This window comes from Halalkalibacter suaedae, assembly GCF_017939705.1.
Taxonomy (GTDB): domain Bacteria; phylum Bacillota; class Bacilli; order Bacillales; family Bacillaceae_D; genus Halalkalibacter; species Halalkalibacter suaedae.
The window spans coordinates 300082-321440 of sequence record NZ_JAGKSQ010000005.1 but is presented as its reverse complement, the minus strand read 5'-3'; the positions used below and the strand labels follow the sequence as shown (position 1 = coordinate 321440).

Here is a 21359-nt window from a genome sequence, read left to right as displayed (position 1 = left end):
GGAGGGAACGGATATGGCAACGGAAATGAAAATGCCTCAGCTCGGTGAAAGTGTAACAGAGGGAACAATTAGTAAATGGCTCGTCGAACCGGGGCAAGTTGTTAAAAAGTATGAAGCAATTGCTGAAGTGATGACAGATAAAGTGAATGCAGAAGTCCCGTCTTCTTTTTCAGGTACTATCAAAGAACTTCTTGTCCAAGAGGATGAAACGGTTGAAGTTGGTGTGCCGATTTGTACAATCGATGTTGAAGGGGAGGTTGTTCAACCTGACAATTCACTTCAAAAGTCCGAGTCTATCGTGACCAATGAACAATCTGTTGGGGATGATTCACAAAAACGACGCTATTCCCCTGCTGTACTTCGAATGGCTTCAGAGCACGAGATTGATCTTGAACAAGTATCCGGTTCTGGAAAAGGTGGTCGGATTACACGCAAGGATCTCCAAAAGCTAATTGATCAAGGTGTTCCTTCCGTCTCTCCTGTTGAACCTAAGAAGCCAGTTGCAGAACAGAAAGTGGTAGAGAATAATTTAGGCTCTCCTGCTGTTGAACGATCTCAATCTCTAGTCGGTGACAAGGAAATTCCTGTATCAGGGGTACGTAAATCAATTGCTGCTAATATGGTTAAAAGTAAGCAGGAAGCTCCTCATGCTTGGATGATGGTTGAGGTAGATGTCACAAATCTTGTCAACTATCGTAATAAAATAAAGGGTGAATTCAAGGATAAAGAAGGCTTTAACTTAACGTTCCTTCCTTTCTTTATTAAGGCAGCTGTTGAAGCCTTAAAGGAATTCCCACAAGTCAATGCGATTTGGGCAGGGGATAAGATTATTCAGAAGAAGGATGTTCACATTTCAATTGCGGTCGCAACAGAAGATGCCTTATATGTGCCAGTTATTAAGAATGCTGATGATAAATCGATTAAAGCGATTGGTCGAGATGTCCAAGATCTTGCGAAAAAAGTAAGAAGTGGACAAATGACAGGCTCCGATATGCAGGGTGGGACATTTACTGTTAATAACACAGGTTCTTTCGGTTCTATCCTGTCTACACCAATCTTAAATCAACCACAGGCTGCTATCCTGTCTGTTGAATCGATTGTGAAACGTCCTGTCGTGATTGAAAGTGACGCAGGAGATATGATTGCTATTCGTAGCATGGTTAACCTCTGCCTCTCGCTTGATCATCGAGTATTAGATGGGTTAATTTGTGGTAAGTTTCTTGCTAGAGTGAAGGGAATCCTTGAAAAAACCTCAGCTGAAACGACTTCTGTTTATTGAAAGCTTCAATTCGGGGATGATATCTACTAGAACAAAAGTGATTTAACTAAAAGCAAATCCGAACAATGATAGGTGGCGGACTTAAACCGCTCCTGAAATATACTTCGCTTTCCGCGGGAAGCTGGTGAGCCTCCTCGGCTACGCCTGTGGGGTCTCACCTTTGGCTTTTGTATCCCGCAGGAGTCTACGTATATTTCATCCGCTATATGAGTGCTTTCTTCGGTAATACAGTTATACACTTTAGTTATGTCCCAGCCTGTAGATTATTGCCGGACAGTTGGGTATTAGTGAGAATTGCCATAATACAGCATCGACTCCGCTACCGGGATGGGGGGCACAAACCCGCCGGAGGGCATGGAACTAACCGGCTCTGCCGGTGGAATTCCATATTGCCCTTATGTCCTGCAGGAGTCGGCCCACCCATCCCGTCCGCTTAGTTAGAGGTGAGATGTGGATCAAATTACCTACTCATCTGAAGACTAATGAATTCCTAGGCTTCTTTAGTACATAAGTTTATCTATTATGACTGTTAATCTGTCCAGTAGATGAAGTTTTCCCATAGGGGCTATGAACTGAGATGAGTCTTGAGAACAATCGAAAAATAGACGATATTACATAAACCGCGTTCTGTGAATCATTTCTCAGAGGCGGTTTTTCTATGATTTGAAGAGTTTAGGACATGTAAGAAGCTCCAAAGCTTTACTAGAGGAGAAGTATTGGTTTTGGAGTTTCTTTCATTTCTTTTTATTTACATGTTTGGTCGTTTCATTGGTTACGCTATAACTAACCATGAGGAAAGGGTGACCAGTTCATGAAACGTTTTCATCAGTTGTTTCTTGTTGGACAATTTGTTTGTTTGCTCGTCCTAGCAATAACGGTTTTTTCACCTGTTCAAGCAGAGGAAATAAATGAGGAGCAAAGCTGCCAGCAGTGCGAAATGCAAGTTAGAAAAGAAGTTAAAGTCCATCTTGATTTCTATTACGAGTTGCTTGCTGAAAAATATGCACCAGACGAAATAGAGAAGTGGCGTGAGATAAAAAAAGAGCGAGACCTACTGCGTAAAAAATTAAATGAAGCCAAAAAACGTGGTGAGATTGAACAGGAAAGCAGTATCGGGGATGAGTGGTTAGAGAAGCATCGTCAGTTACAAGAATCATTCAGACTTGCAGTAGAGAAACGAGATGAGGAACAATTACGTTCTCTTCTTCCGAAACTGTTTGATCAATATAACCAGCTCAATGAACACTATAAAGTAAGATTAAATATGAAAACCAGTTCATAACTGGTTGAAAGGATGGTTCAAAAGGTATTTCGCAACCTTTTGAACCATCTTTTGCTTTGAATTAGTTAGTCATTAGCTGGATTCAGAATTCTGATAGCTAAATTCCGTTATTTTTGTTTACAAATAGGAACGATTCCGATATAATTCATAATTGTGATAAAACGTAATCATTTCGAAAGGGGATTGTTATGAAATTTACATATCGAATACTACCTATTCTACTTGTTGTTTCTGCTTTTCTGGCTGCCTGTGGTAGTTCTGAAGTGGAGGAATCAACACCAGCCGAAGAGGCAAATACAGATGTAGAGCAATTGCAATTATATACGACGATTTATCCTTTAGAAGATTTTGCTACTAAAATTGGTGGAGAGTTTGTTAATGTGACAAATCTAGTACCAGTTGGTTCAGATGCTCACACATTTGAACCAACAGCGAAAGAAATGATTGAAGTAGCTGAAGGTGATGCATTTATTTATAATGGTGCCGGACTTGAAGGGTTTGCTGATGCAGTAATTGCTACACTTGAAAATGAAGATGTAGCAGTCGTTGAGGCATCTGAAGGAATTTCGTTACTAGATAGTGAGTCAGTTGAAGAGGAAGCACACGCTCACGAGGAAGAGGAAGCACATGCTCATGAGGAAGAGGAAGCACATGCTCATGAGGAAGAGGAAGCACATGCTCATGAGGAAGAGGAAGCGCATGCTCACGAGGAAGAGGAAGCACATGCTCATGAGGAAGAGGAAGCACATGCTCACGAGGAAGAGGAAGCACATGCTCATGAGGAAGAGGAAGCACACGCTCATGAGGAAGAGGAAGCACATGCTCATAGTCATGATGAAGACCCGCACTTATGGATCGACCCGATTTTGGCAATCACTCTTGCAGAGAATATAAAAAATGCTCTAGTTGAGCTGATGCCAGAACAGGAACAAACGTTCACAGATAATTTTAATTCGTTGAAAGCTGATCTTGAAGCACTTGATGCTGATTTCCAAGCAATGGTAGATGCTTCTTCGAAGAAAACGTTTCTTGTATCACATGCTGGATATGGCTATTGGGAAGAGCGTTATGGATTAGAGCAAATCGGTATTTCGGGTATGTCACCAACGGAGGAGCCGTCTCAAAAACAGCTTGAGGAAATTATTAATTATGCACAAGAATATGATCTTAACTATGTAATGCTTGAGCAAAACATACCAACAAAGCTTGCTGAAGTTGTTCAAGAAGAAGTTGGTGCCGAGACATTATATCTTCATAACCTAGAAGCATTAGTTGAGGAAGATGTCAGTAATAATGAAGATTATTTTTCACTAATGCGTAAAAACATTGAAGCGTTAGAAATGGCTCTAAAGTAAAATTACAGATCAATTCAAATAGTTTATTTAACGAAAAATCCTGTATGCCAATATTACAGGATTTTTCGTTACTCACAAAATTAGAAAGTTACGCCTTTTGGGACTTATACATTGGTTTTATAAAAAAAAGGGGTTACAATAAGGGTACGCGATTGTTTATGAAAGGTGGAAAAAAGAATGGAATTTAATTTCTTTATGAATGATGTTGTTCAAGTGGCACGTCAAGAGATGGTAGAAGCAGGTTATCAGCAATTAACAACAGCTGAAGAGGTAGAGGAGATTGTTAAACAAGAGGGGACAACGCTTGTGATGGTTAACTCAGTATGTGGATGTGCTGGCGGGATTGCTCGTCCGGCTGCTGCCTATGTTAAGAACTATGACAAAACTCCTGACCGTTTTGTGACGGTATTTGCAGGACAAGATAAGGAAGCAACAGCAAGAGCTAGAGATTTCTTTGAAGGCTATGCACCGTCTTCTCCATCATTTGCCTTGTTAAAGGACGGGAAGATTATTACAATGGTTGAACGCTTTGAGATCGAGGGTCATGAACCAATTCAGGTTGTTCAAAAACTTGAAAAAGCTTTCGATGAGCATTGTTAATAGGAGAAAGACTAAAAGCTTAAAGGGCAACATTCCTTTAGAGGCCACTGAAAAAGGTGTGATATCACCTTTCTTCAGTGGCCTTACGCTTTTTATTCTGAGCTATTTTTGATATGGCATCTGCACCTGAAAGTAAAATATGGTATAATGCGAAATACGTAAAAAAAGGAGAGTGCATGACATGCAAGCGTTATATGAACAAATTCAAGTGTATCTAAATATGGATGAGGAAATTTCATTTAAAGAGTTTAGCTCGTATTATAAGCAAGTTCTTGATCAATTAGGAGAGCAAAGTGAATCTTTAGATGAAGAAATGGTCTGGAAAAGTTTATTCATCGTTGAGAATGTAATGTCCAATGCAGAAGGTCGTTCAAGAGGAAAAGGACCTGAAGCGAAAAAGTATGCAAAGATGGCTCAACGTTTAGAGTTGTGGGCTAAAAATCTTGCATCACGTCTTGGTGAGGCTGGTTACTCTGAAGAAGATATTAGTGAGCGTTTTAATGAAATGCTAGAAGAAGGAACACCAGCTACTAAAGCTTAAGAATCGATGCAAGAGAGAAAAGAGTTTGACTTATGTTCTCTCTTGCGTTAGATTAGAATAGGTCGTTATGCGCCTATGGTGAAAGGGATATCATTCAAGATTCCGATTCTTGCGTTGTAGGTTCGAGTCCTACTAGGCGCGCCAAGTACATATATTATCACTTGTTTTTATAAAATGATAAAAGGGATCTAAAAAGGTGTAACACTTTTTAGATCCCTTTTGCCTTTTTTAAATATAGTGGCCGCCAATTTTCTTCGCTCTTTCAGTTGCTTGACCTGCTTGTGTGAGTGATGAGGCACGGATGATAGAAGCCTTTCCGTATCGTAAATTAATTGCATCCATTGCCTCTCCAATTTTGTCCTTCTCTTCCCAATTTGTTTCAAACAAACTTAATTGTCGAGCGTGATCGGAGCTTAACTTGGTTAATGTTATCCCGAGTTGGCGAACGGGCTGCTGATCCCAAAATTGAATAAATAGAGGTACAGCGACATCGAATAAATCCATGCCATAGTTTGTTGGGGTTGGTAATGGGCGTTGACGTAAAAAAGAACTCGGTAAATCATAATTTGCCCCTTTGGCAAAGACCTTCACTGTTTCACCGACTTGGTGGGCAGCACGGGCTCTTGAAGCAACCTCTTCGCAAAGCTCAAGCAGAATGACTTTAATTTCTGTTAAGCTATGGTAATCACGAGGAAGAGTCATCGCGTGTCCAATCCCCTTCTCACCTTGAAGTGACATCACCTGAACTGTTGAGCTATCTTCTCCATGAGCATTAAGCCATAATACATGACCAGGAATGCCCCATTTCTGCTTTAGGCGCTCGAGTGGCATTTGTGCTAATTGTCCAATTGTTCGCACACCCATGTTATGAAAATGACGCTCCATCCGTCCGCTTACGCCAAATAGCGATTTAATTGGCAATGGCCACATCGTTGATTCAACATCCGCTAATCGTAACGTAAATAAGCCAGTTTTGCTTTTTTTGGCAAAACGATCACAGGCCATCTTCGCAAGAAGTTTGTTCTCACCTATGCCAATTCTTGCAAAAACCCCTGTCTCAGCCATAATGGTTTCTTGAATCGTCAGAGCTAACTCCTGAGTAGAAGAGAAATGATGCAAAGTGCCTGTAACATCCATAAATTGTTCGTCAATGGAGTAAGGCTCAACTAAATCTGTGAAGCGTTTAAGGATAGCGGTAATTTGGACAGATACATTCACGTATGTCTCCATTTTTGGTTTGATAATAAATAGGTGATCACATTTTTGTTCAGCTTCCCATAAGCGCTCGGCATTTTTAATACCGTAGGATTTAGCAATGGGACATGCGGCAAGAATAACCCCACTTCGCCGTTTCGGATCTCCTGAGACGACAGTTGGTCGTCCGCGTGACTCAGGGTAAAAGTTTTTTTCAATTGAAGCATAAAATGATTCCATATCAATTAGAAAAATCGTTTGTTTCATCAAGATACCCCTTTTTATAGAACGTATGTTTGTGTTATAATTATATAAGAACGAACATTCGATTTCAAAGGTAATGTATGGAACTAGGTCATAAGAATGAAAAGTCAAATCTCATATGAATATGGTCAATCAATAAAAGGGTTAAGCTTAGAATTGTCGAACTTTGTATAGAGAGGATTATAGGTATATATGATCAATCGCTAGAGAGGAATGATGATATGAATCCTGAGGCACAAATCAATGTATTTCACCAAATGATTGATGATATGAAGACGGCGACAATGCTCTACGTCTGGGATAAAGCCAAGGAAAAAGGCCAAATAGCAGCAATGAATGATAAAGCAAAAGAAATCTCTCAAGTTATTTCTCTAACGGAAATAACTGATACAATAGCAAATCCAGCACTATACCTAGAAGAAGAGACGATCTTATCTGGTCAGGTTCAAGCAGACGCCAGAACAATCCTTGATGGAGAGAGTCTAGCTTACACACTTATTCAATTAAAAGAAGAAAAAGATGACTTTCATTATCTCACCTATTTTATGCAAGGCAAGGATGCGATCTTTTTGTTGGGACCTGATGGCTGTTTCATAGAATTAAATGAGAAAGCATTGGAGTTGCTAGGGCAGAAGAGTGAGATCGTGAGCGGATTACACTATGAGCACCTGCTCCCACTTGAAGAGGAAAGAGCAGCAATCGAAACGTACTTTCAAAAGGCACTCACAGGAGAAATCCAAACATTTCGAGCGACAGTAAAGGCATATGGTCAATTAAAGCATATTTATGTCATGGCTGTTCCGATAATTGAAGACAATAAAGTCGTGTGCCTTTACGGTATTATTAAGGAAGAAATTCAATATAAGGACTTATTTTTTGATAATGAAAACCAATACAAAACAATTGTTGAGAATTCATTTGATGTCATAGCGTTGGTAGATCCGACAGGCTTCTATCGGTTGGTCTCAAAATCACATGAGCATATTCTCGGCTATAACCCAGATCGATTAGTCGGAAGAAATTACCTTGATTATATTCATCCACATGATCGTCGAAGGATTCAAGAAATTTTCCGTACAATGAGAACGACAAGAAAAGCCTGTGATGGTCTGATGTACCGCAAAAAACGAGCGGACGGAAGCTATCAGTTATTTGAAGGTAGAGCGACTCCTGTTATTGGTCTTTATGGCAGCATCAAATCATTTGTGATCGTTGCCCGTGATCTGACAAAGATTCAAGAAAAGGAAGAGCTACGGCGTAAGGCTGAGAAAATGGAGGTCATTGGCGAGCTAGCTGCAGGGATCGCCCATGAAATTCGTAATCCGCTTACAACAGTTAAAGGATTTTTGGAAATCACTGGTCAAAAACTAGAGCCATATCAAAGTATTATAAGCGAGGAATTGAAACAAATTGATGATATTGTCGAAGAATTACTACTTGTCGCTAGGCCACGTTCGTTAAAAGCAGAAACGGTCTTTCTCAAAGACATTATCGAGGAAAGCTTCAAAGTTATAGAAAACGAAGCATTAATGAAAAGTGCTACCCTTGTGCTAAAAGGTGTTGAGACAACTGCATTTGAATGTGTTAGACATCAGATGAAGCAAGTATTCATCAATCTTCTAAAAAATTCAGTGGAGGCATTAGAGGACGAAGGGACGATAGAAGTAGAAATCTCCGTTGAAAATAATGAACTCATTGCCGAAATTAGGGACAATGGCTGCGGAATGCATATCGATCAAGTAAAGAAGCTAGGGGAACCATTCTACTCAATTAAAGGAAAAGGAATCGGTCTCGGCTTAATGGTTTGTTATAAGATTATTGAAAATCATCATGGAACAATTAAAATCAATAGTCATTTAGATGAAGGAACGGTCGTTACAATCAATCTACCAATGATCGACACACAACTAAGTCTATTTGGTGGAAATCCAGATGATACCGCAAGCTAGCGGATCTTGAAAGGGGGGAGGAATGTTTTTTAAAAAAAGAATGAAATACATATTGACTTCATTCAATATTTCTTATAAAATAATGAATGTCGAAAGTATATATTACATCTTGATCCGTTAGCTCAGCTGGGAGAGCGCCACCTTGACAGGGTGGAGGTCATTGGTTCGATCCCAATACGGGTCATACCCTAAAACTCTTGTATAACAAGGGTTTTTCTTTTTGTCTTCTTCCCATTAGCTTTACTTCACAAGTGTAATGCCGACATCTTGACGACGAATCAGCCAAAACTAACATCACACATAACCGTTTTTAAAACGTGGGTTCTCACTTAGAGAGGACCCACGTTTTTTTGTTTACTAAGGATTAAATCGTTTTTAATAGAGGTTAATATAAAATTTTTTTCTTGATGCATTTTGACGGAAGGTTCTCACTAACATGTTTCATTATCCCTAGAGCTATGCGTAACTCATAGTAAAACCTAAATCAGCAACCGCCCAAAAAAATAAAATTCTCTGTAAAGTGCTTCTCCCCCTCTAGTAATGATCTGAGTCATTACCACAGATTTACAATTTCTTCACGAATATTAACTTAACTTTTACGTCAGGTAAATAACAGTTTAAAAATTCACCTGTATATTATAACTTGTATACAACTTGAATACCGTTGAGGTGAGGAGATATTAGAAGGAATTTAAATATTGCGTAAAGAGAGAAGTTCAAAGTTTTTAAGAGTTGTAAAAAGTAAGTGATTCAGCTGATTATTAAATTTACTTTGAAAAGGAGATGTCAAAAAATGATGATTAAATTATCAAAAATTTTTTTAACAGTAGGGCTTGTATCTGCCTTAGCAGCGTGTGGAAATGGTGAGAGTGCATCAACTTCTACTTCCGCTGATACAGCGAATAATGAATGGCCGGAAGAACTGGCACTCGTTCAAATGCCAAATGAAAACAATCCTAATGCAGCTTCTATGCATACTGAATTGCGAGAGCATCTTGCTAAAGAATTAGGTGTTGAAGTAAAAGAATATGAAGGTGGCAGCTATGCTGTTGGAATTGAAGCATTAGCGAGTGGGAATTTAGATATTATGCTTGCTAGTCCAATGAGCTATTATCAAGCAAAACGAGTTGCAGGTGCTGAATTATTAGTTACTCCTCAAATTGCAGACTATGAATATTACACTGCATTTATTACAAAAGGAGATAATGAAAAAATCAATAGCATGGACGATTTAAAAGGAAAGAACTTTGCATTTGTAAATGCAGCTTCTTCTTCTGGTTATCTTTATCCAAAGGGAAGTTTGGTCCAAGAGTTCGATCTGGACCCGGATTTAGTTGAGCAATCAGGATACTTTTTTGAAAATGTTACGTTTTCTGAATCTCAGCCAAACAGTGTAATGGGTGTAGTGATGGGGGATTTTGATGCGGCGGCAGTGGCTGTTGGTGTGCTAGATATGATGGTTGAAGCAGGAAGTCTTAAAGAAGACGATTTTAAAATTGTTGGCCGGACACAGAATATTCCTGATGCCTCTTATATTATTCGTGAGGATTTACCTGAGGATTTTAAAACAGCTTTAAGAGATGCGTTTCTATCGTTTGAAAATGAAGAATATTTTGAAGCGGTTCATAATGATCCGAGTGCTCGTTTTGTAGCGACAGAACCAGACTACTATGATCCTACGATTGAGATGCTAGAAGCTATCAATGCTCTAGAGGAAGAAGAATAAAATGAAGCCACTATTATCAATAAGAAATTTAGGGAAAATTTATGGAAAAGATACAAGAGCTTTGAAAGGAATTTCGTTAGATTTCTATCCAGGTGAGTTCATTGTTGTTATCGGTCCATCTGGTGCTGGGAAGTCTACCTTTATTCGTTGCATCAATCGAATTGTGGACCCGTCGGAAGGAGCAATTATTTTCGATGGACAGCCTCTGGAGAAATTAACTGGTCGGAAATTAAGAAAAGAAAGATCTAAAATTGGGATGATCTTTCAACATTATAACTTGATTGGTAGAACAAATGTGATTAAAAATGTGCTCCATGGCCAGTTAAGTAATATTCCTTTATACAGGAGTTTGTTTGGACTTTATCCCTATGAAGATAAGAAGGAAGCTGTTGAACTTCTTAGGAAAGTGGGGCTTCAAGATCAAATTTATAAACGAGCAGATGAACTTTCAGGGGGCCAAATGCAAAGGGTAGGGATTTGTCGTGCGATTTTACAGAGGCCTAAATTGTTGCTTGCGGATGAACCGATTGCTTCACTAGATCCTCTCTCAGCCAATATCGTGATGCAGCAGCTCCATACGATTTCTCAAGAAAAGCGGCTAACTTGTATAGTGAATCTTCACCAAGTGGATTACGCTAAGAAGTTTGCTACACGTATTATTGGGATCAAACAAGGTGAGGTTGTATTTGATGGAGCTCCATCTCATTTAACAGATGAATTAATTAAAGATATATATGAAGGAAAAGAATCGCAAATGAAGCTTCAGGGTGAGGGAGGGCATGTGTTTGGTACAGAGGTGGAGAATCAGGTAGGACTGATCAAAAAAATGGCTGTGGGGCAAAACGATGAGTAACATAAGCCTTCATAAGATACCAGTCGAGCAAAGAGATTCCAAAAGAACCTATGTGATTGTGACAGTCATTATGGTTATGTTGATCTTTTCGATCTATTATTTAGAAATTTCCTTCATCGACATGCTCATGGGATTACCAAACTTTATCATGTTTTTCTTTGAAAAATTTCTTCCACCTAACGCTGAGAATATACAACGATATATTCCGGCAGTAGTTGATACACTTGGATATGCAGTCATCTCCACCTATATTTCTACAGTTCTTGCGTTTATTTTTGGGGTACTAATCTCAGAAAATACCAACAAATTTAAAACAGTACGGGTGATTACTCGTGGATTTGTATCAATTTTAAGAAACATTCCTTTTATTATTTGGGGGGCTCTATTGATTTATATTTTCGGGATTGGTGGAATTGTTGGGGTTTTGGCATTGATTCTTGTTACAGTTGGATTTCTAAGTAAAAGCTATGCGGAATCAATTGATGAGATTTCTAAAGATAAACTAGAGGCATTACGAGCGAATGGTTCATCATATTTTCAAATCTTGTTTCATGGTGTCATCCCACAGTTTGTTCCAGCATGGATTAATTGGACATTATTTGCCTTTGAAATTAATGTCAGAGCGTCAGCCGTATTAGGGTTTGTCGGGGCTGGTGGAATAGGGGTTTTAATTGATACTAATATTAATTTATTCAAATACGGAGAAGCAATTACAATTATTGCTGTGGTTGTCATGATTATTTTATTGACAGAATTAGTAACCAATTCAATTCGTAAACGTTTCGTCTAGTAAGGAGGGAGGATGGTCAAATGGAGCATATTCGTATTACTTCAAAGGGAAATGTAAGCAAGACAATTCTACTTATCTTTATATTAGGAGTTGTATTTGTTGCAGCCTTGAAATTAATAAATTTAGACATTCAAAAGTTTCAAGAACGCTTAAGTAATGTTCCTGAAGTCTTAGGGAGAATGATGGCTATTGATATTTCTATTGTTCCTGAAGCTCTTTTGAATATTGTTACAAGTCTATCATTAGCGTTGCTGACATTGGTTGTAGCCATTTTTATCGCTATGTTTCTAAGCTTTTTGGCTGCATCAAATATTGCACCAAATCCATTTTTAGCTATTAGTATTAAAGGGATTTTTGCGATCATTCGCTCTATTCCTTCATTGGTATGGGGATTAATGGTAATTGCTAGTCTTGGATTTGGTAATGTTTCGGGATTTGTTGCGATTTTAATTTCTGCTGTTGGCTATCTGGTCAAAACGTTTACAGCTAGTATTGAAGAATCAGGTAGTGAGATTATTGAGGCGATGAAGTCAACAGGAGCATCTCGGTCCAAAATTATTTGTCACGGGTTGATTCCGCTTTGTATTACAGCATTTGTTGCATGGATAACGGTTTGCTTTGAAATGAATCTTTCCGAATCAATCGGTCTAGGAATCATTGGTGTTGGAGGAATTGGACTTTTATTAACGCAAGCAATTAATACATATAACTATGCACAAACAACAACAATTGTCATTTTGATTTGTTTGCTCATGTTTGGTGTAGAACTGGTGATGACGCGGATTAAAAACAATATAAAATTTGGGAGCAGTTAGAAGAGGGGGACAGGAAGATGAAAAAGAATGCTAAATTAAATTGGGTTCGCTTACCAATCAAAAGCCTGGAAAATTGTCGGGAGCTAGGTGGCTATAGTACTGAATATGGGCAACAAACATTGTGGCATACTTTTTTAAGGTCAAGCGATATGAGTAAGCTTTCGAGCGAGGACATAGACTTTCTAGAAGAGTATGGAGTGAAAACCGTCATTGACTTAAGAGGGGAAGATGAGATCGAAACACATCAAAACCCACTTTCTAAAGAAGGTTTTTGTAGTTATTATAACATTCCATTCATTACAGAAAGGGTATCAGATATTACGCAATCATTCTTTGAGATGTCGATGGGTGATTTTTACATTCAATTATTAGAAAATAACGATACGGTGAAGAGAATTTTTGATGTAATTGAACAAGCTGAAGAAGGTTGTATCGTCTTTCATTGTCAGGCGGGCAAGGATCGAACTGGTATACTAGCTATGTTGCTGTTAGGATTAGCAGGTGTGGAAAAGAAAGATATTGTCACAAATTATGAGGTAACCTATACGAATTTAGAGTCAATTCAGCAATACGAGAAAATGTATGAAAATATTCCAAAGGAGCTGTTATTCTCACAGCGAGACTATATTTTAATGGCCTACGAATACATCTTGGATACCTATGAGAGTATCGATCAATATTTACTATTAAAAGGTGTGGGACAGAATGTGATTGATGGCGTAAAGAAACGATTCTTGGGTCTAGGGAAAACTGTTGTATCATAATAGAAATACTGTATCATTAAGAAGTGTTGAGAAACGCTTCTTTTTTTATTTGCTTGAACTTAGTAGACGTTTTTAAAATTCAAATAGTCTTGTGGAAAAATGTAGTATTTATTAGAATTATTGTATGTTCGTGAGAGAGGAAACTAAATTATGACTCAGCAATCATTGGTCGATATCGCCTATGCAAAAATCCGGGAAAATTTAATTAATGCAACTTATATGCCAGGTCTGTTTTTATCGGAAAACGGATTAGCAAAAGAATTAAATATGAGTCGCACTCCTATTAGAGGTGCAATCTCTCGTCTGGAATCTGAGGGATTTGTCTTATCGATTAAAAACCGGGGAATTCAGGTGAAAGAAATTTCATTGAAAGAGACATTAGATATTTTGCAATTGATTTCATTCTTTCAAGAACTTTCTGTTGATGAAGTGGTGTCAAGAGGCAATAGATTTAACCTTGATAAGTTGAAAATGTATTTAGACCAACAATTTGAGGCAGAAAAGAACGGTGACTATTATTCATATATTCACAACCATATTCTCTTTACGTGCTGTATGATTTCATCTGTTAACAATCATACAATGCTAGAAATAATGGATGGGTTAAAGGATAAGTTTATCCTAATGGCGATGGTTAATTATAGATTAACACCTAACCAAAAGCACTATTCAGCAAACGAATTAAATCAAGACATTTATGAAGCAATTAGAAAGGAAGAGTATTCTAGTATTAAGCGAATATGTAAAGAATCCTTCGGGAAAATCCGAGAAAGAATTATTATGTCTTCTGGAATATGAAAAGTATGGTTGGTCCGTTTCTTGTTGTGATTGTACAAAATAACAAATTCTCTTCTATTCATTTTTATCAGTAATATTATAGAAAAAAACAAACCTCTGTCTCTACTTTGAAGAGAAGCAAGTTTCCTTCTTGCACTAGAAAAAGCGGACGGGGTGGACGGGCCGACTCCTGCAGGAGGAAAGCACAGGTTGAAATCCACCGGCGTAGCCGGTTAGTTCAACGCCCGCCGGCGGGTGCGTGCCCCCCATCCCGGTAGCGAGGTCGAAGAGCACCTCCTGACTACTAATCAAAAACACTGTCGACTGAAAGACTTTGTCGACAGGCTGAAGTCCTTTACATAAAGGGCTTTTTTGTATTAAATCAACTTTTATAAATAAAGAAATTTAAAAATACATAGGCCAAGATGTATCGGTCATATTTTAATTTGAGGTGATATGGTGGGCGATATTAACATGATTTATCTTTTATATATAAATTTTGTTGTAATCATAGCCTTGTATTTTTATATTTTTCGTTGTCGAAAGTTTATAGGGTTTCAGTTAGGAATGAATATAGCGATTGTTGCGGGAGGGATGATGGCCTTAATTAGTGGAGTATTATTAATTTTTCAATATCCTTTTCATTTTACAGTGATCACCATCATATCTACGCTGATTGGGATAGTGATAGGGGGACTATTCGGGGCTTTGTTTGATTATCAAACATTTTTAACAGGATTTAGTAATGGGCTCATGCTAGGTCTGATGTCTCCTATGATAGGCTCCATTCTTACTGACCAATTTCTTTTTATTGTAGCACTAGAGGGATTAATAGGTGCTGCGATTTCACTTATTATTGTATCCATCATCAGGTCCTAAAGGGGTGGAGTATGCTTTTAATCTATATTTTGGGCCTTTGGAATCTTATAAGTGTTATTATGTGTTATCGCATTTTAAGAAAGAAAAGAGTGCTATATGATGATCGTTTTGCAATGACACTAACAATGACTACGACGATGATTTCAACATTGGTCATTTGTCTTCATGTGACAGTTGCCCTTCCTTTACAATTAACCTCATTGTTTTTCTTGAATTTGTTTATCGGAATTATGATTGGATGCTTGTTCGGTTCACTTGTGAAATTCCACTCTATTCTTACAGGTCTATATAGTGGGGCTGTTGGTAGTTCTATGGGTGTAATGATGGGGGAAGTTCTCAAGGATCCAGCCCTTTGCAAAATACCGCTCGAGTCTGGGCCGGATATCCTCCTCAATCTATACCAATTAAGTGGGTTTACGACTCTTCTTTTATCGATGTCTCTTAGTCTAATTTTATACTCACTAAAAGTTTAGGAGGTTCAACGAAGATTCACTTCTTCTCGGAAAGCAATCTATTTAAATGAATAATGAAAAAGGAGCTTGTTTATGAACTTTAGGTTCAAGTTCATTGTTGCTTTCTGCATGCTTGCTGGATTTTTTGCTATCTTCTTCTTTTGGCCTCGGACAGTAGAATTACCGAAGCTCAGAGTAGTTGAAGCACCAATTTTTACTGCACTTGATGGAAGTGACTACGACCTGGCTAATGACAAAATTAAGCTTGTGACTTTCTTTTATACGAAATGTCCCGATGTGTGCCCGCTAACGATTTTGGACTTAAAGAACCTGCAAGAGAAGCTGAAAAAAGATGGGCTCGATGATTCTGAGTACCAGATCATTTTAATCACACTTGATCCTGAAGTAGACACAGTAGAAAAGATAACTGAATATAAGGAAAACTTTAGAGTTGCCGCAAGTAATTGGTTTTTCTTACGAGGTTCTATAGAGCAAACGAAACAGATTACCGAGCAATTTAGTATGTTCAACGAAAAAACTTCCGATGGTTTTATCACTCATAGCACAACAATGTACTTGGTTGATGCTAGTAATACGATTCGGTCGCATCATGATATGGCAACGAATAGTAAAGCCGTTAACCTAGAAGAGCTTGTGAGTAATATTCAGTTACTTATAAATGAGAATTAGTTTAAGACTTACTAGCTTATAGTCCATATGATATAAGAACTACGAGTGAGGAAGTCAAGTTAGGTTATTAACAGTCTTTCAATTAGGTAGGGTAGGGGTGAGATCATGACCCATAAAGATGAACAAACGATTATAAAAAAAACTCTTCCCAAAACATTTTCCTCTCCAACAAGTGCTGTTTCAAGCGAAGAGACCAGAATTTTAACAGAGTACATGAATCAAGCTAGCCTTTTTAATATTTCCAAACATGATGAGAGTAGAAGAAAGCCACTTGTATTAAAGATGTTTTTTAAAATGAAAAGAAATCAGCAGGTAGTAGTAATACTGAAGAATGAAGAGGATGTCCCAATTGAAGCGAAGGTTACTGCTATTGGAAGAGATTTTGTCATGCTCACCAATCTACAAAATAGAATCTGGATTCCTTATACAGCAATTGATTCAGCCAATATCCCCTATGGTACACCGACCTACTCCAATTCACATCAGCATTTTCTGTATGATAACGATCTAAAAAATAAATTGGTTACTCAATTTGGAAAAACCGTAGCAAGAAAAGATACCTTAATTCAGCAATTTTTTGAAGAGACACTCCGAACAAATCTTCACTCATGGAGCGGGACATGGGTAAAGGTCAGAGTTAACGATACGTACCATATAGGGAAAATCTTAGAGGCCAAGAAAGATCTGCTTCATATTAGAAGTTTCTCTGATCATCACTATATAAAATTTACTGAGATTCATTATGTTTCTACCATAAGAATGTTTCAATTGGCTAGAAAGTTTACAGATATGTTTAGAAGAATGTACAAGTAAGATGCCTGACTCACTATTTTAGGGAGGTACGTCAAATGGAAAAAAATAAACAAATTGAAGATCGTTTATATCGCAACCTTGAAAAGCTAATCGATGAAGAAGTGTTAATCGTTACAGAATCATCACAGCTTGATTTATTAGGTCAGGTGTTTCGGCCCATTTTCTGTGGAACAGTAACCGAAGTGACTAGAGGTCATGTGACATTATCACCTGTTACGATAAAAATGGTCAATGCACCTTTCTATGAGTTTCCGCTACCATTAAGTATTCCAATCGAAAAAATATCTTCGTTTTCTTCAGACATTCCATGTGATCAAGTATTTCCATTAACTTAGGAGGGGATTTATTTGAACCCTATTGATAAACAACTCGTAAATATGGATGATTTTTCTGTCAATGCGATTCATGATGAAGCAATGATTGCTGCTTTTAGAAGAGGAATTGGTAAGAGAGTCTTTATCCTAACACCTTCTTTTCCGTTTATGTTCGTCGGCAAAATAAAAGATGTCGTTGAGGATATGGCAGTATTAGATGTTGAGACAACCTCAGTAGCTGCATTAGAGGATAGTGAGTGGACAGTTCATATTCACAATGTTGAAGTGTTTTATATTGAGAAAGAAAATGGCCCTAAGATTCCCAATCTAAAAGAATGCTAAAAGGGGGACACTCCATGAGACGATACTATCATGTTGTCGCGATTCCAATTCGAATCGTCGTCAACACATTTGGAGATCATAATCCAAATGGATATATGTACGTACTGAAGGAGAATGAAGATAAGGTTAGAGAGCTTGTGAGAAAGAATCCCTTTACACCTGTTGAGCTAGTCCGTCCCCTTGTTATTCGGGCAAATGAAGGTGATGAAGTGGAAATCCTTTTTGAAAATAAAGTTCCTTTTCACGCGGGAATGCATTTTCAAGATGCTGAATACAATGTCTGTCAATCCGATGGTGCATATGTAGGCTTCAACGAGGATTCGACCGTTGCACCAGGAAAGAGCCTTTTATATAAAATTCGTGCGGTAAAAGAAGGGATCTGTTTTTTCTCAGACTTGGGGAATCCTTCAAGCAGTGAAAACGGATCGAACTCAAATGGTTTATTCGGTGCTCTCTTTGTTGAAAGACGGTTTTCTTGGTGGACCGATCCTGTAACAGGAAAACCAATGAACTGTGGGATTGATGCTGATATTCATCATCCTTTGCTGCCTTCTCATCGTGAATACGCTTGGATCTTTCATGATGAAATGGAAATAGATGATCTTACAGGCAATAACCCGATTGATCCAATGACCAACCAAGAAACAGAATCCTTCCACGGAGTTAATTATCGTTATGAACCAATGCACAGGCGGCAGCAGTTAATTAGCGAGGGTGTCGTGTGTCCAGATTGTGATGGTGAGGAGGTTCATCATGACTCATGGGTATATGGCGATCCTGCAACACCGATTTTAAAAGGGTATGTAGGAGACCCAGCACGGATTCGACTTGTTCACGCCGGTATGAAAGAGACGCATGTTTTTCATTATCATGTTCATCAATGGTTTTCGGATCATCAGAATATAGAGTCGAATATCATTGATTCGCAATCAGTGAGTCCACAAACTCATTATACAATTGAACCGCTATATGGCTTAGGAAGTTTGCAAGGTTCATTTGGAGATACCATTATTCATTGTCATCTTTATCCGCATTTTATGGTAGGGATGTGGGGGATGAATCGGATTTTTAATACGCTACAGGATGGTAGTCAATGTTATCCAAATGGTGTTCCTATTCAACGACTTCAACCACTGCCTGATCGGCCAGCTCCACCTAAACCAACCAAAGAAAAACCTGGGTTTCCAAACTTTATCCCAGGAAAGGTTGGCTTTAAGGCGCCAAGGCCACCTTTAGGAATTGTGGATGGAAGAGGATTGACAGAGCTCGAACGCAATGCAGCAATAGCTAATCCCCGTCCTGGTGCTGTCTTTTCAGATCCAACACCGCAAAATAGTCCAATGATAGAATTTAATATTTCTCTAATCGAATTCCCAATCGTTTATAACAAGCAAGGTTGGCATGATCCAAAGGCAAGGTTTTATGTACTGGATGAAGACGTTGACGATATCCTAGCAGGAAAAAAGGAACCGGAACCCTTGGTTATTCATTCAACAGCTAATACAAGTATTCGCATTAACTTCACCAACCGAATGCCACATATATTGGATGGTGATGCGTTCCAACTAGTTACAAGAACGTATGAAGCCTCTATGCATATTCATTTTGTGAAGTTCGATACTCTAGTAAATGATGGAGCGAACGTCGGTTGGAATTATGATTCTTCCGTGTTACCAGGAGAGACGATTAAATACGAATATTTTGCAGATGTTGAGTTAAAAGCATGGTTTTTCCATGATCATTTATTTGCAGCGACGGATCAGCAACATGGTGTTTTTGGCTCAGGGGTTATCCAACCAAGATTCACAAAATTTTTAGACTCAAAAACAGGGGAAGAGGTCTTTCATGGAACACAAATTACTACAAAAAATCCTCTCATTCCCGATTATCGTGACCTGGTATTATTTGTCCATGATTTTGCATTGCTTTTTGATCGAAACAAAAAGCCACTAAATCCACCAGAGTTTCCAGGTTCACAGGACGATCCAGGTTTGTTTGGGGTCAACTATAAAAATGAACCATTGCAATTTCGACTTGGAAAAGAATGCGATCCTGCTTATTCGTTTAGTTCTTATGTGAAAGGAGATCCAATTACGCCGATCCTTCGAGCTTATGAGGGGGACCCTATTCGGATCCGCTTGCTTCAAGGGGCACAGGAAGAATCGCATAGTTTCAATCTTCACGGTCTAAGATGGCTGAAGGAACGTGGCGACCTTTCTTCAGAACTAGCCAACCAACAGCATATCGGAATCTCTGAATCATTTACATTTGAAACATATATACCAAGATCTGGTGACTATTTATGGGCTTTTGAAACAGAAGAAGATCTTTGGAACGGTTTATGGGGACTGATTCGGGCTTATGATCAGAGAGTACCTGATTTAATACCGTTAGAAGATCGATTTAAGCCGCAGAAGCGAACGAAAATCCTTCCGGAACCATGTGAGAAAGTTCCTGAGGCGAAACTAGAAAGTATAAGTGATAGGGATCATTTACAATTGAAAACGTTTGATATTGTTGCGTTCCAAGTTCCTATTACCTATAACAGCTATGGAGATCACGATCCACATGGGATCATGTTTTCCTTGATGGAGGATATGGATGATATTGTGAAAGGGAAAAGAGATCCTGAACCGTTAATTATTCGTGCGAATGTAGGTGACACTGTTGAGGTGACTTTAACTAGCTTCCTGAAGTTGGAGCTCTTTCCTTTTCAAGATGGCATATACCCATATCCCGCTGTGAAGGAGCAGGCTTTTTATCCACCATCATTACGAATCTCTCTGCATCCTCAACTTGTTGATTACGATGTGAAAACATCAGCAGGAGAAACAGTAGGTTTTAACGGCGATCAGACGGTGGGGCCTGGAGAATCAAAAACCTATCGTTGGTTTGTTAATGCAAATGTAGGAGCTTGTGGGATGTGGGATATGGCTGACATTCGAAATCATAAATCACAAGGGGCCTTTGGTGCTTTTGTAACTGAGAATAGATTCAGTGAATATCTTGATCCGTACACATTGAAGCCTGTTCGTACTGGGGCCAATGTCATCATTAGAAATCCTTATCTACCTGATATTAGAGAGTTTGTTTTAATAATGCATGATGGTGTTAGACTTTTAGACGAAAATAAACAATTTATTGTTGACCCAATTGATGGAGTGTTATTAGCTTCAGATGAAGAAGGAGTTGAAGAAGTAGACACGTATGATCAAGGATCCAGGGGCTTTAATTATCGATCTGAACGCTTAATCAATCGATACAGGGAACACCCTGTGCTGCACGAATTGTTTAGCTCAAAAGAATTCGGCGATCCTGCAACACTGATCTTTGAGAGTTATGCTGGAGATCCGGTTACGATTCGGTTAGTAACTCCAGCAGAAAGAAGACGAACACATACATTCCATCTGCATGGGCATAATTGGAAATTTGACGTCAGGGATATTGATTCACGAATTGATTCATTTGTCGGATTTAATGTTGCTGGTTCGAAGCGAGATTTGGAGCTTTTAGGTGGTGCAGGAGGGATCAAACGCGAAACTGGTGATTTTATGTATCGCTCTGGGAACATCATGTGGGACATTGAACAAGGAATGTGGGGAATTATGAGGGTGCACAAAGATATTCAAAAGCATCTACCGCCGTTAAAAAAGTAGAGAGTTATAGGTTGTACCCCAATC

Annotated in this window: 20 protein-coding genes and 2 tRNA genes; 21 read left to right on the top strand and 1 reads right to left on the bottom strand. The window is 38.6% G+C overall.

The genetic code is table 11. The features are described from left to right. The first annotated feature begins 13 nt into the window (after window positions 1-13). The 6 genes from J7W16_RS14170 to J7W16_RS14145 all read left to right on the top strand — a co-directional run bounded on the left by J7W16_RS14170 (window position 14) and on the right by J7W16_RS14145 (window position 5201). The gene (locus tag J7W16_RS14170) at window positions 14-1279 is read left to right on the top strand and encodes a dihydrolipoamide acetyltransferase family protein (protein WP_210597970.1); all 1266 of its coding nucleotides are present in this window, start codon (window positions 14-16) and stop codon (window positions 1277-1279) included. A gap of 811 nt (window positions 1280-2090) precedes the next feature. Continuing rightward, window positions 2091-2561 carry a hypothetical protein gene (locus tag J7W16_RS14165; RefSeq protein WP_210597969.1) on the top strand — a complete coding sequence of 157 codons (471 nt, stop codon included), beginning with the start codon at window positions 2091-2093 and terminating at the stop codon, window positions 2559-2561. 188 nt (window positions 2562-2749) lie between these two features. Further along, on the top strand, window positions 2750-3916 hold the full coding sequence (locus J7W16_RS14160; protein WP_210597968.1) for a metal ABC transporter solute-binding protein, Zn/Mn family: 1167 nt from the start codon (window positions 2750-2752) through the stop codon (window positions 3914-3916). 177 nt (window positions 3917-4093) lie between these two features. After that, window positions 4094-4516 carry a BrxA/BrxB family bacilliredoxin gene (locus J7W16_RS14155; RefSeq protein WP_210597967.1) on the top strand — a complete coding sequence of 141 codons (423 nt, stop codon included), beginning with the start codon at window positions 4094-4096 and terminating at the stop codon, window positions 4514-4516. Between the two features lie 181 nt (window positions 4517-4697). After that, window positions 4698-5057, top strand: coding sequence for a hypothetical protein (locus tag J7W16_RS14150; RefSeq protein ID WP_210597966.1), 360 nt, complete (start codon window positions 4698-4700; stop codon window positions 5055-5057). Between the two features lie 69 nt (window positions 5058-5126). After that, a tRNA-Arg gene (locus J7W16_RS14145) sits at window positions 5127-5201 on the top strand. A gap of 84 nt (window positions 5202-5285) precedes the next feature. Here J7W16_RS14145 and J7W16_RS14140 read toward each other — a convergent pair. Further along, window positions 5286-6521: a DNA polymerase IV gene (locus tag J7W16_RS14140; protein WP_246880013.1), complete on the bottom strand. Its 1236-nt coding sequence runs from the start codon at window positions 6519-6521 to the stop codon at window positions 5286-5288. A gap of 215 nt (window positions 6522-6736) precedes the next feature. Between J7W16_RS14140 and J7W16_RS14135 the strand changes: the two genes are divergently transcribed. The 15 genes from J7W16_RS14135 to J7W16_RS14065 all read left to right on the top strand — a co-directional run bounded on the left by J7W16_RS14135 (window position 6737) and on the right by J7W16_RS14065 (window position 21335). Beyond that, window positions 6737-8464, top strand: a complete 1728-nt coding sequence (locus J7W16_RS14135) for a PAS domain S-box protein (protein ID WP_210597964.1) — start codon at window positions 6737-6739, stop codon at window positions 8462-8464. Between the two features lie 111 nt (window positions 8465-8575). After that, window positions 8576-8648 (top strand) — tRNA-Val (locus tag J7W16_RS14130). A 609-nt stretch (window positions 8649-9257) separates the two neighbouring features. Next, window positions 9258-10190: a phosphate/phosphite/phosphonate ABC transporter substrate-binding protein gene (locus J7W16_RS14125; RefSeq protein ID WP_210597963.1), complete on the top strand. Its 933-nt coding sequence runs from the start codon at window positions 9258-9260 to the stop codon at window positions 10188-10190. Between the two features lies 1 nt (window position 10191). Further along, window positions 10192-11043: a phosphonate ABC transporter ATP-binding protein gene (gene phnC, locus J7W16_RS14120; RefSeq protein WP_210597962.1), complete on the top strand. Its 852-nt coding sequence runs from the start codon at window positions 10192-10194 to the stop codon at window positions 11041-11043. Continuing rightward, window positions 11036-11833, top strand: a complete 798-nt coding sequence (gene phnE / locus J7W16_RS14115) for a phosphonate ABC transporter, permease protein PhnE (RefSeq protein ID WP_210597961.1) — start codon at window positions 11036-11038, stop codon at window positions 11831-11833. Before phnC ends, phnE begins: the two co-directional genes overlap by 8 nt. Window positions 11834-11853: 20 nt before the next feature. Further along, the gene (locus J7W16_RS14110) at window positions 11854-12648 is read left to right on the top strand and encodes a PhnE/PtxC family ABC transporter permease (protein ID WP_210597960.1); all 795 of its coding nucleotides are present in this window, start codon (window positions 11854-11856) and stop codon (window positions 12646-12648) included. Between the two features lie 17 nt (window positions 12649-12665). After that, window positions 12666-13412: a tyrosine-protein phosphatase gene (locus tag J7W16_RS14105; protein ID WP_210597959.1), complete on the top strand. Its 747-nt coding sequence runs from the start codon at window positions 12666-12668 to the stop codon at window positions 13410-13412. A 150-nt stretch (window positions 13413-13562) separates the two neighbouring features. Continuing rightward, window positions 13563-14210 (top strand): GntR family transcriptional regulator, encoded by a 648-nt coding sequence (locus J7W16_RS14100; protein ID WP_210597958.1) that lies wholly within the window; start codon window positions 13563-13565, stop codon window positions 14208-14210. A 546-nt stretch (window positions 14211-14756) separates the two neighbouring features. Next, window positions 14757-15068 carry a hypothetical protein gene (locus J7W16_RS14095; protein ID WP_246880012.1) on the top strand — a complete coding sequence of 104 codons (312 nt, stop codon included), beginning with the start codon at window positions 14757-14759 and terminating at the stop codon, window positions 15066-15068. Window positions 15069-15079: 11 nt separating this feature from the next. Continuing rightward, window positions 15080-15541, top strand: a complete 462-nt coding sequence (locus J7W16_RS14090) for a hypothetical protein (RefSeq protein WP_210597956.1) — start codon at window positions 15080-15082, stop codon at window positions 15539-15541. Between the two features lie 72 nt (window positions 15542-15613). After that, window positions 15614-16210, top strand: coding sequence for an SCO family protein (locus J7W16_RS14085; RefSeq protein WP_210597955.1), 597 nt, complete (start codon window positions 15614-15616; stop codon window positions 16208-16210). Window positions 16211-16315: 105 nt separating this feature from the next. After that, entirely contained in the window at window positions 16316-17023 is a 708-nt protein-coding gene (locus J7W16_RS14080) for a hypothetical protein (RefSeq protein ID WP_210597954.1), read from the top strand. Between the two features lie 35 nt (window positions 17024-17058). Continuing rightward, window positions 17059-17358, top strand: a complete 300-nt coding sequence (locus J7W16_RS14075) for a hypothetical protein (RefSeq protein ID WP_210597953.1) — start codon at window positions 17059-17061, stop codon at window positions 17356-17358. A 12-nt stretch (window positions 17359-17370) separates the two neighbouring features. Next, window positions 17371-17679, top strand: coding sequence for a hypothetical protein (locus J7W16_RS14070; protein ID WP_246880011.1), 309 nt, complete (start codon window positions 17371-17373; stop codon window positions 17677-17679). 14 nt (window positions 17680-17693) lie between these two features. Next, window positions 17694-21335, top strand: a complete 3642-nt coding sequence (locus J7W16_RS14065) for a multicopper oxidase domain-containing protein (protein ID WP_210597952.1) — start codon at window positions 17694-17696, stop codon at window positions 21333-21335. Window positions 21336-21359: the final 24 nt, after the last annotated feature.

What these genes read in the sequence shown, in the direction of transcription:
- J7W16_RS14170 (WP_210597970.1), top strand. Translation starts at nt 14, where the DNA reads ATGGCAACGGAAATGAAAATGCCTCAGCTCGGTGAAAGTGTAACAGAG.
- J7W16_RS14165 (WP_210597969.1), top strand. Translation starts at nt 2,091, where the DNA reads ATGAAACGTTTTCATCAGTTGTTTCTTGTTGGACAATTTGTTTGTTTG.
- J7W16_RS14160 (WP_210597968.1), top strand. Translation starts at nt 2,750, where the DNA reads ATGAAATTTACATATCGAATACTACCTATTCTACTTGTTGTTTCTGCT.
- J7W16_RS14155 (WP_210597967.1), top strand. Translation starts at nt 4,094, where the DNA reads ATGGAATTTAATTTCTTTATGAATGATGTTGTTCAAGTGGCACGTCAA.
- J7W16_RS14150 (WP_210597966.1), top strand. Translation starts at nt 4,698, where the DNA reads ATGCAAGCGTTATATGAACAAATTCAAGTGTATCTAAATATGGATGAG.
- J7W16_RS14135 (WP_210597964.1), top strand. Translation starts at nt 6,737, where the DNA reads ATGAATCCTGAGGCACAAATCAATGTATTTCACCAAATGATTGATGAT.
- J7W16_RS14125 (WP_210597963.1), top strand. Translation starts at nt 9,258, where the DNA reads ATGATGATTAAATTATCAAAAATTTTTTTAACAGTAGGGCTTGTATCT.
- phnC (WP_210597962.1), top strand. Translation starts at nt 10,192, where the DNA reads ATGAAGCCACTATTATCAATAAGAAATTTAGGGAAAATTTATGGAAAA.
- phnE (WP_210597961.1), top strand. Translation starts at nt 11,036, where the DNA reads ATGAGTAACATAAGCCTTCATAAGATACCAGTCGAGCAAAGAGATTCC.
- J7W16_RS14110 (WP_210597960.1), top strand. Translation starts at nt 11,854, where the DNA reads ATGGAGCATATTCGTATTACTTCAAAGGGAAATGTAAGCAAGACAATT.
- J7W16_RS14105 (WP_210597959.1), top strand. Translation starts at nt 12,666, where the DNA reads ATGAAAAAGAATGCTAAATTAAATTGGGTTCGCTTACCAATCAAAAGC.
- J7W16_RS14100 (WP_210597958.1), top strand. Translation starts at nt 13,563, where the DNA reads ATGACTCAGCAATCATTGGTCGATATCGCCTATGCAAAAATCCGGGAA.
- J7W16_RS14095 (WP_246880012.1), top strand. Translation starts at nt 14,757, where the DNA reads ATGAATATAGCGATTGTTGCGGGAGGGATGATGGCCTTAATTAGTGGA.
- J7W16_RS14090 (WP_210597956.1), top strand. Translation starts at nt 15,080, where the DNA reads ATGCTTTTAATCTATATTTTGGGCCTTTGGAATCTTATAAGTGTTATT.
- J7W16_RS14085 (WP_210597955.1), top strand. Translation starts at nt 15,614, where the DNA reads ATGAACTTTAGGTTCAAGTTCATTGTTGCTTTCTGCATGCTTGCTGGA.
- J7W16_RS14080 (WP_210597954.1), top strand. Translation starts at nt 16,316, where the DNA reads ATGACCCATAAAGATGAACAAACGATTATAAAAAAAACTCTTCCCAAA.
- J7W16_RS14075 (WP_210597953.1), top strand. Translation starts at nt 17,059, where the DNA reads ATGGAAAAAAATAAACAAATTGAAGATCGTTTATATCGCAACCTTGAA.
- J7W16_RS14065 (WP_210597952.1), top strand. Translation starts at nt 17,694, where the DNA reads ATGAGACGATACTATCATGTTGTCGCGATTCCAATTCGAATCGTCGTC.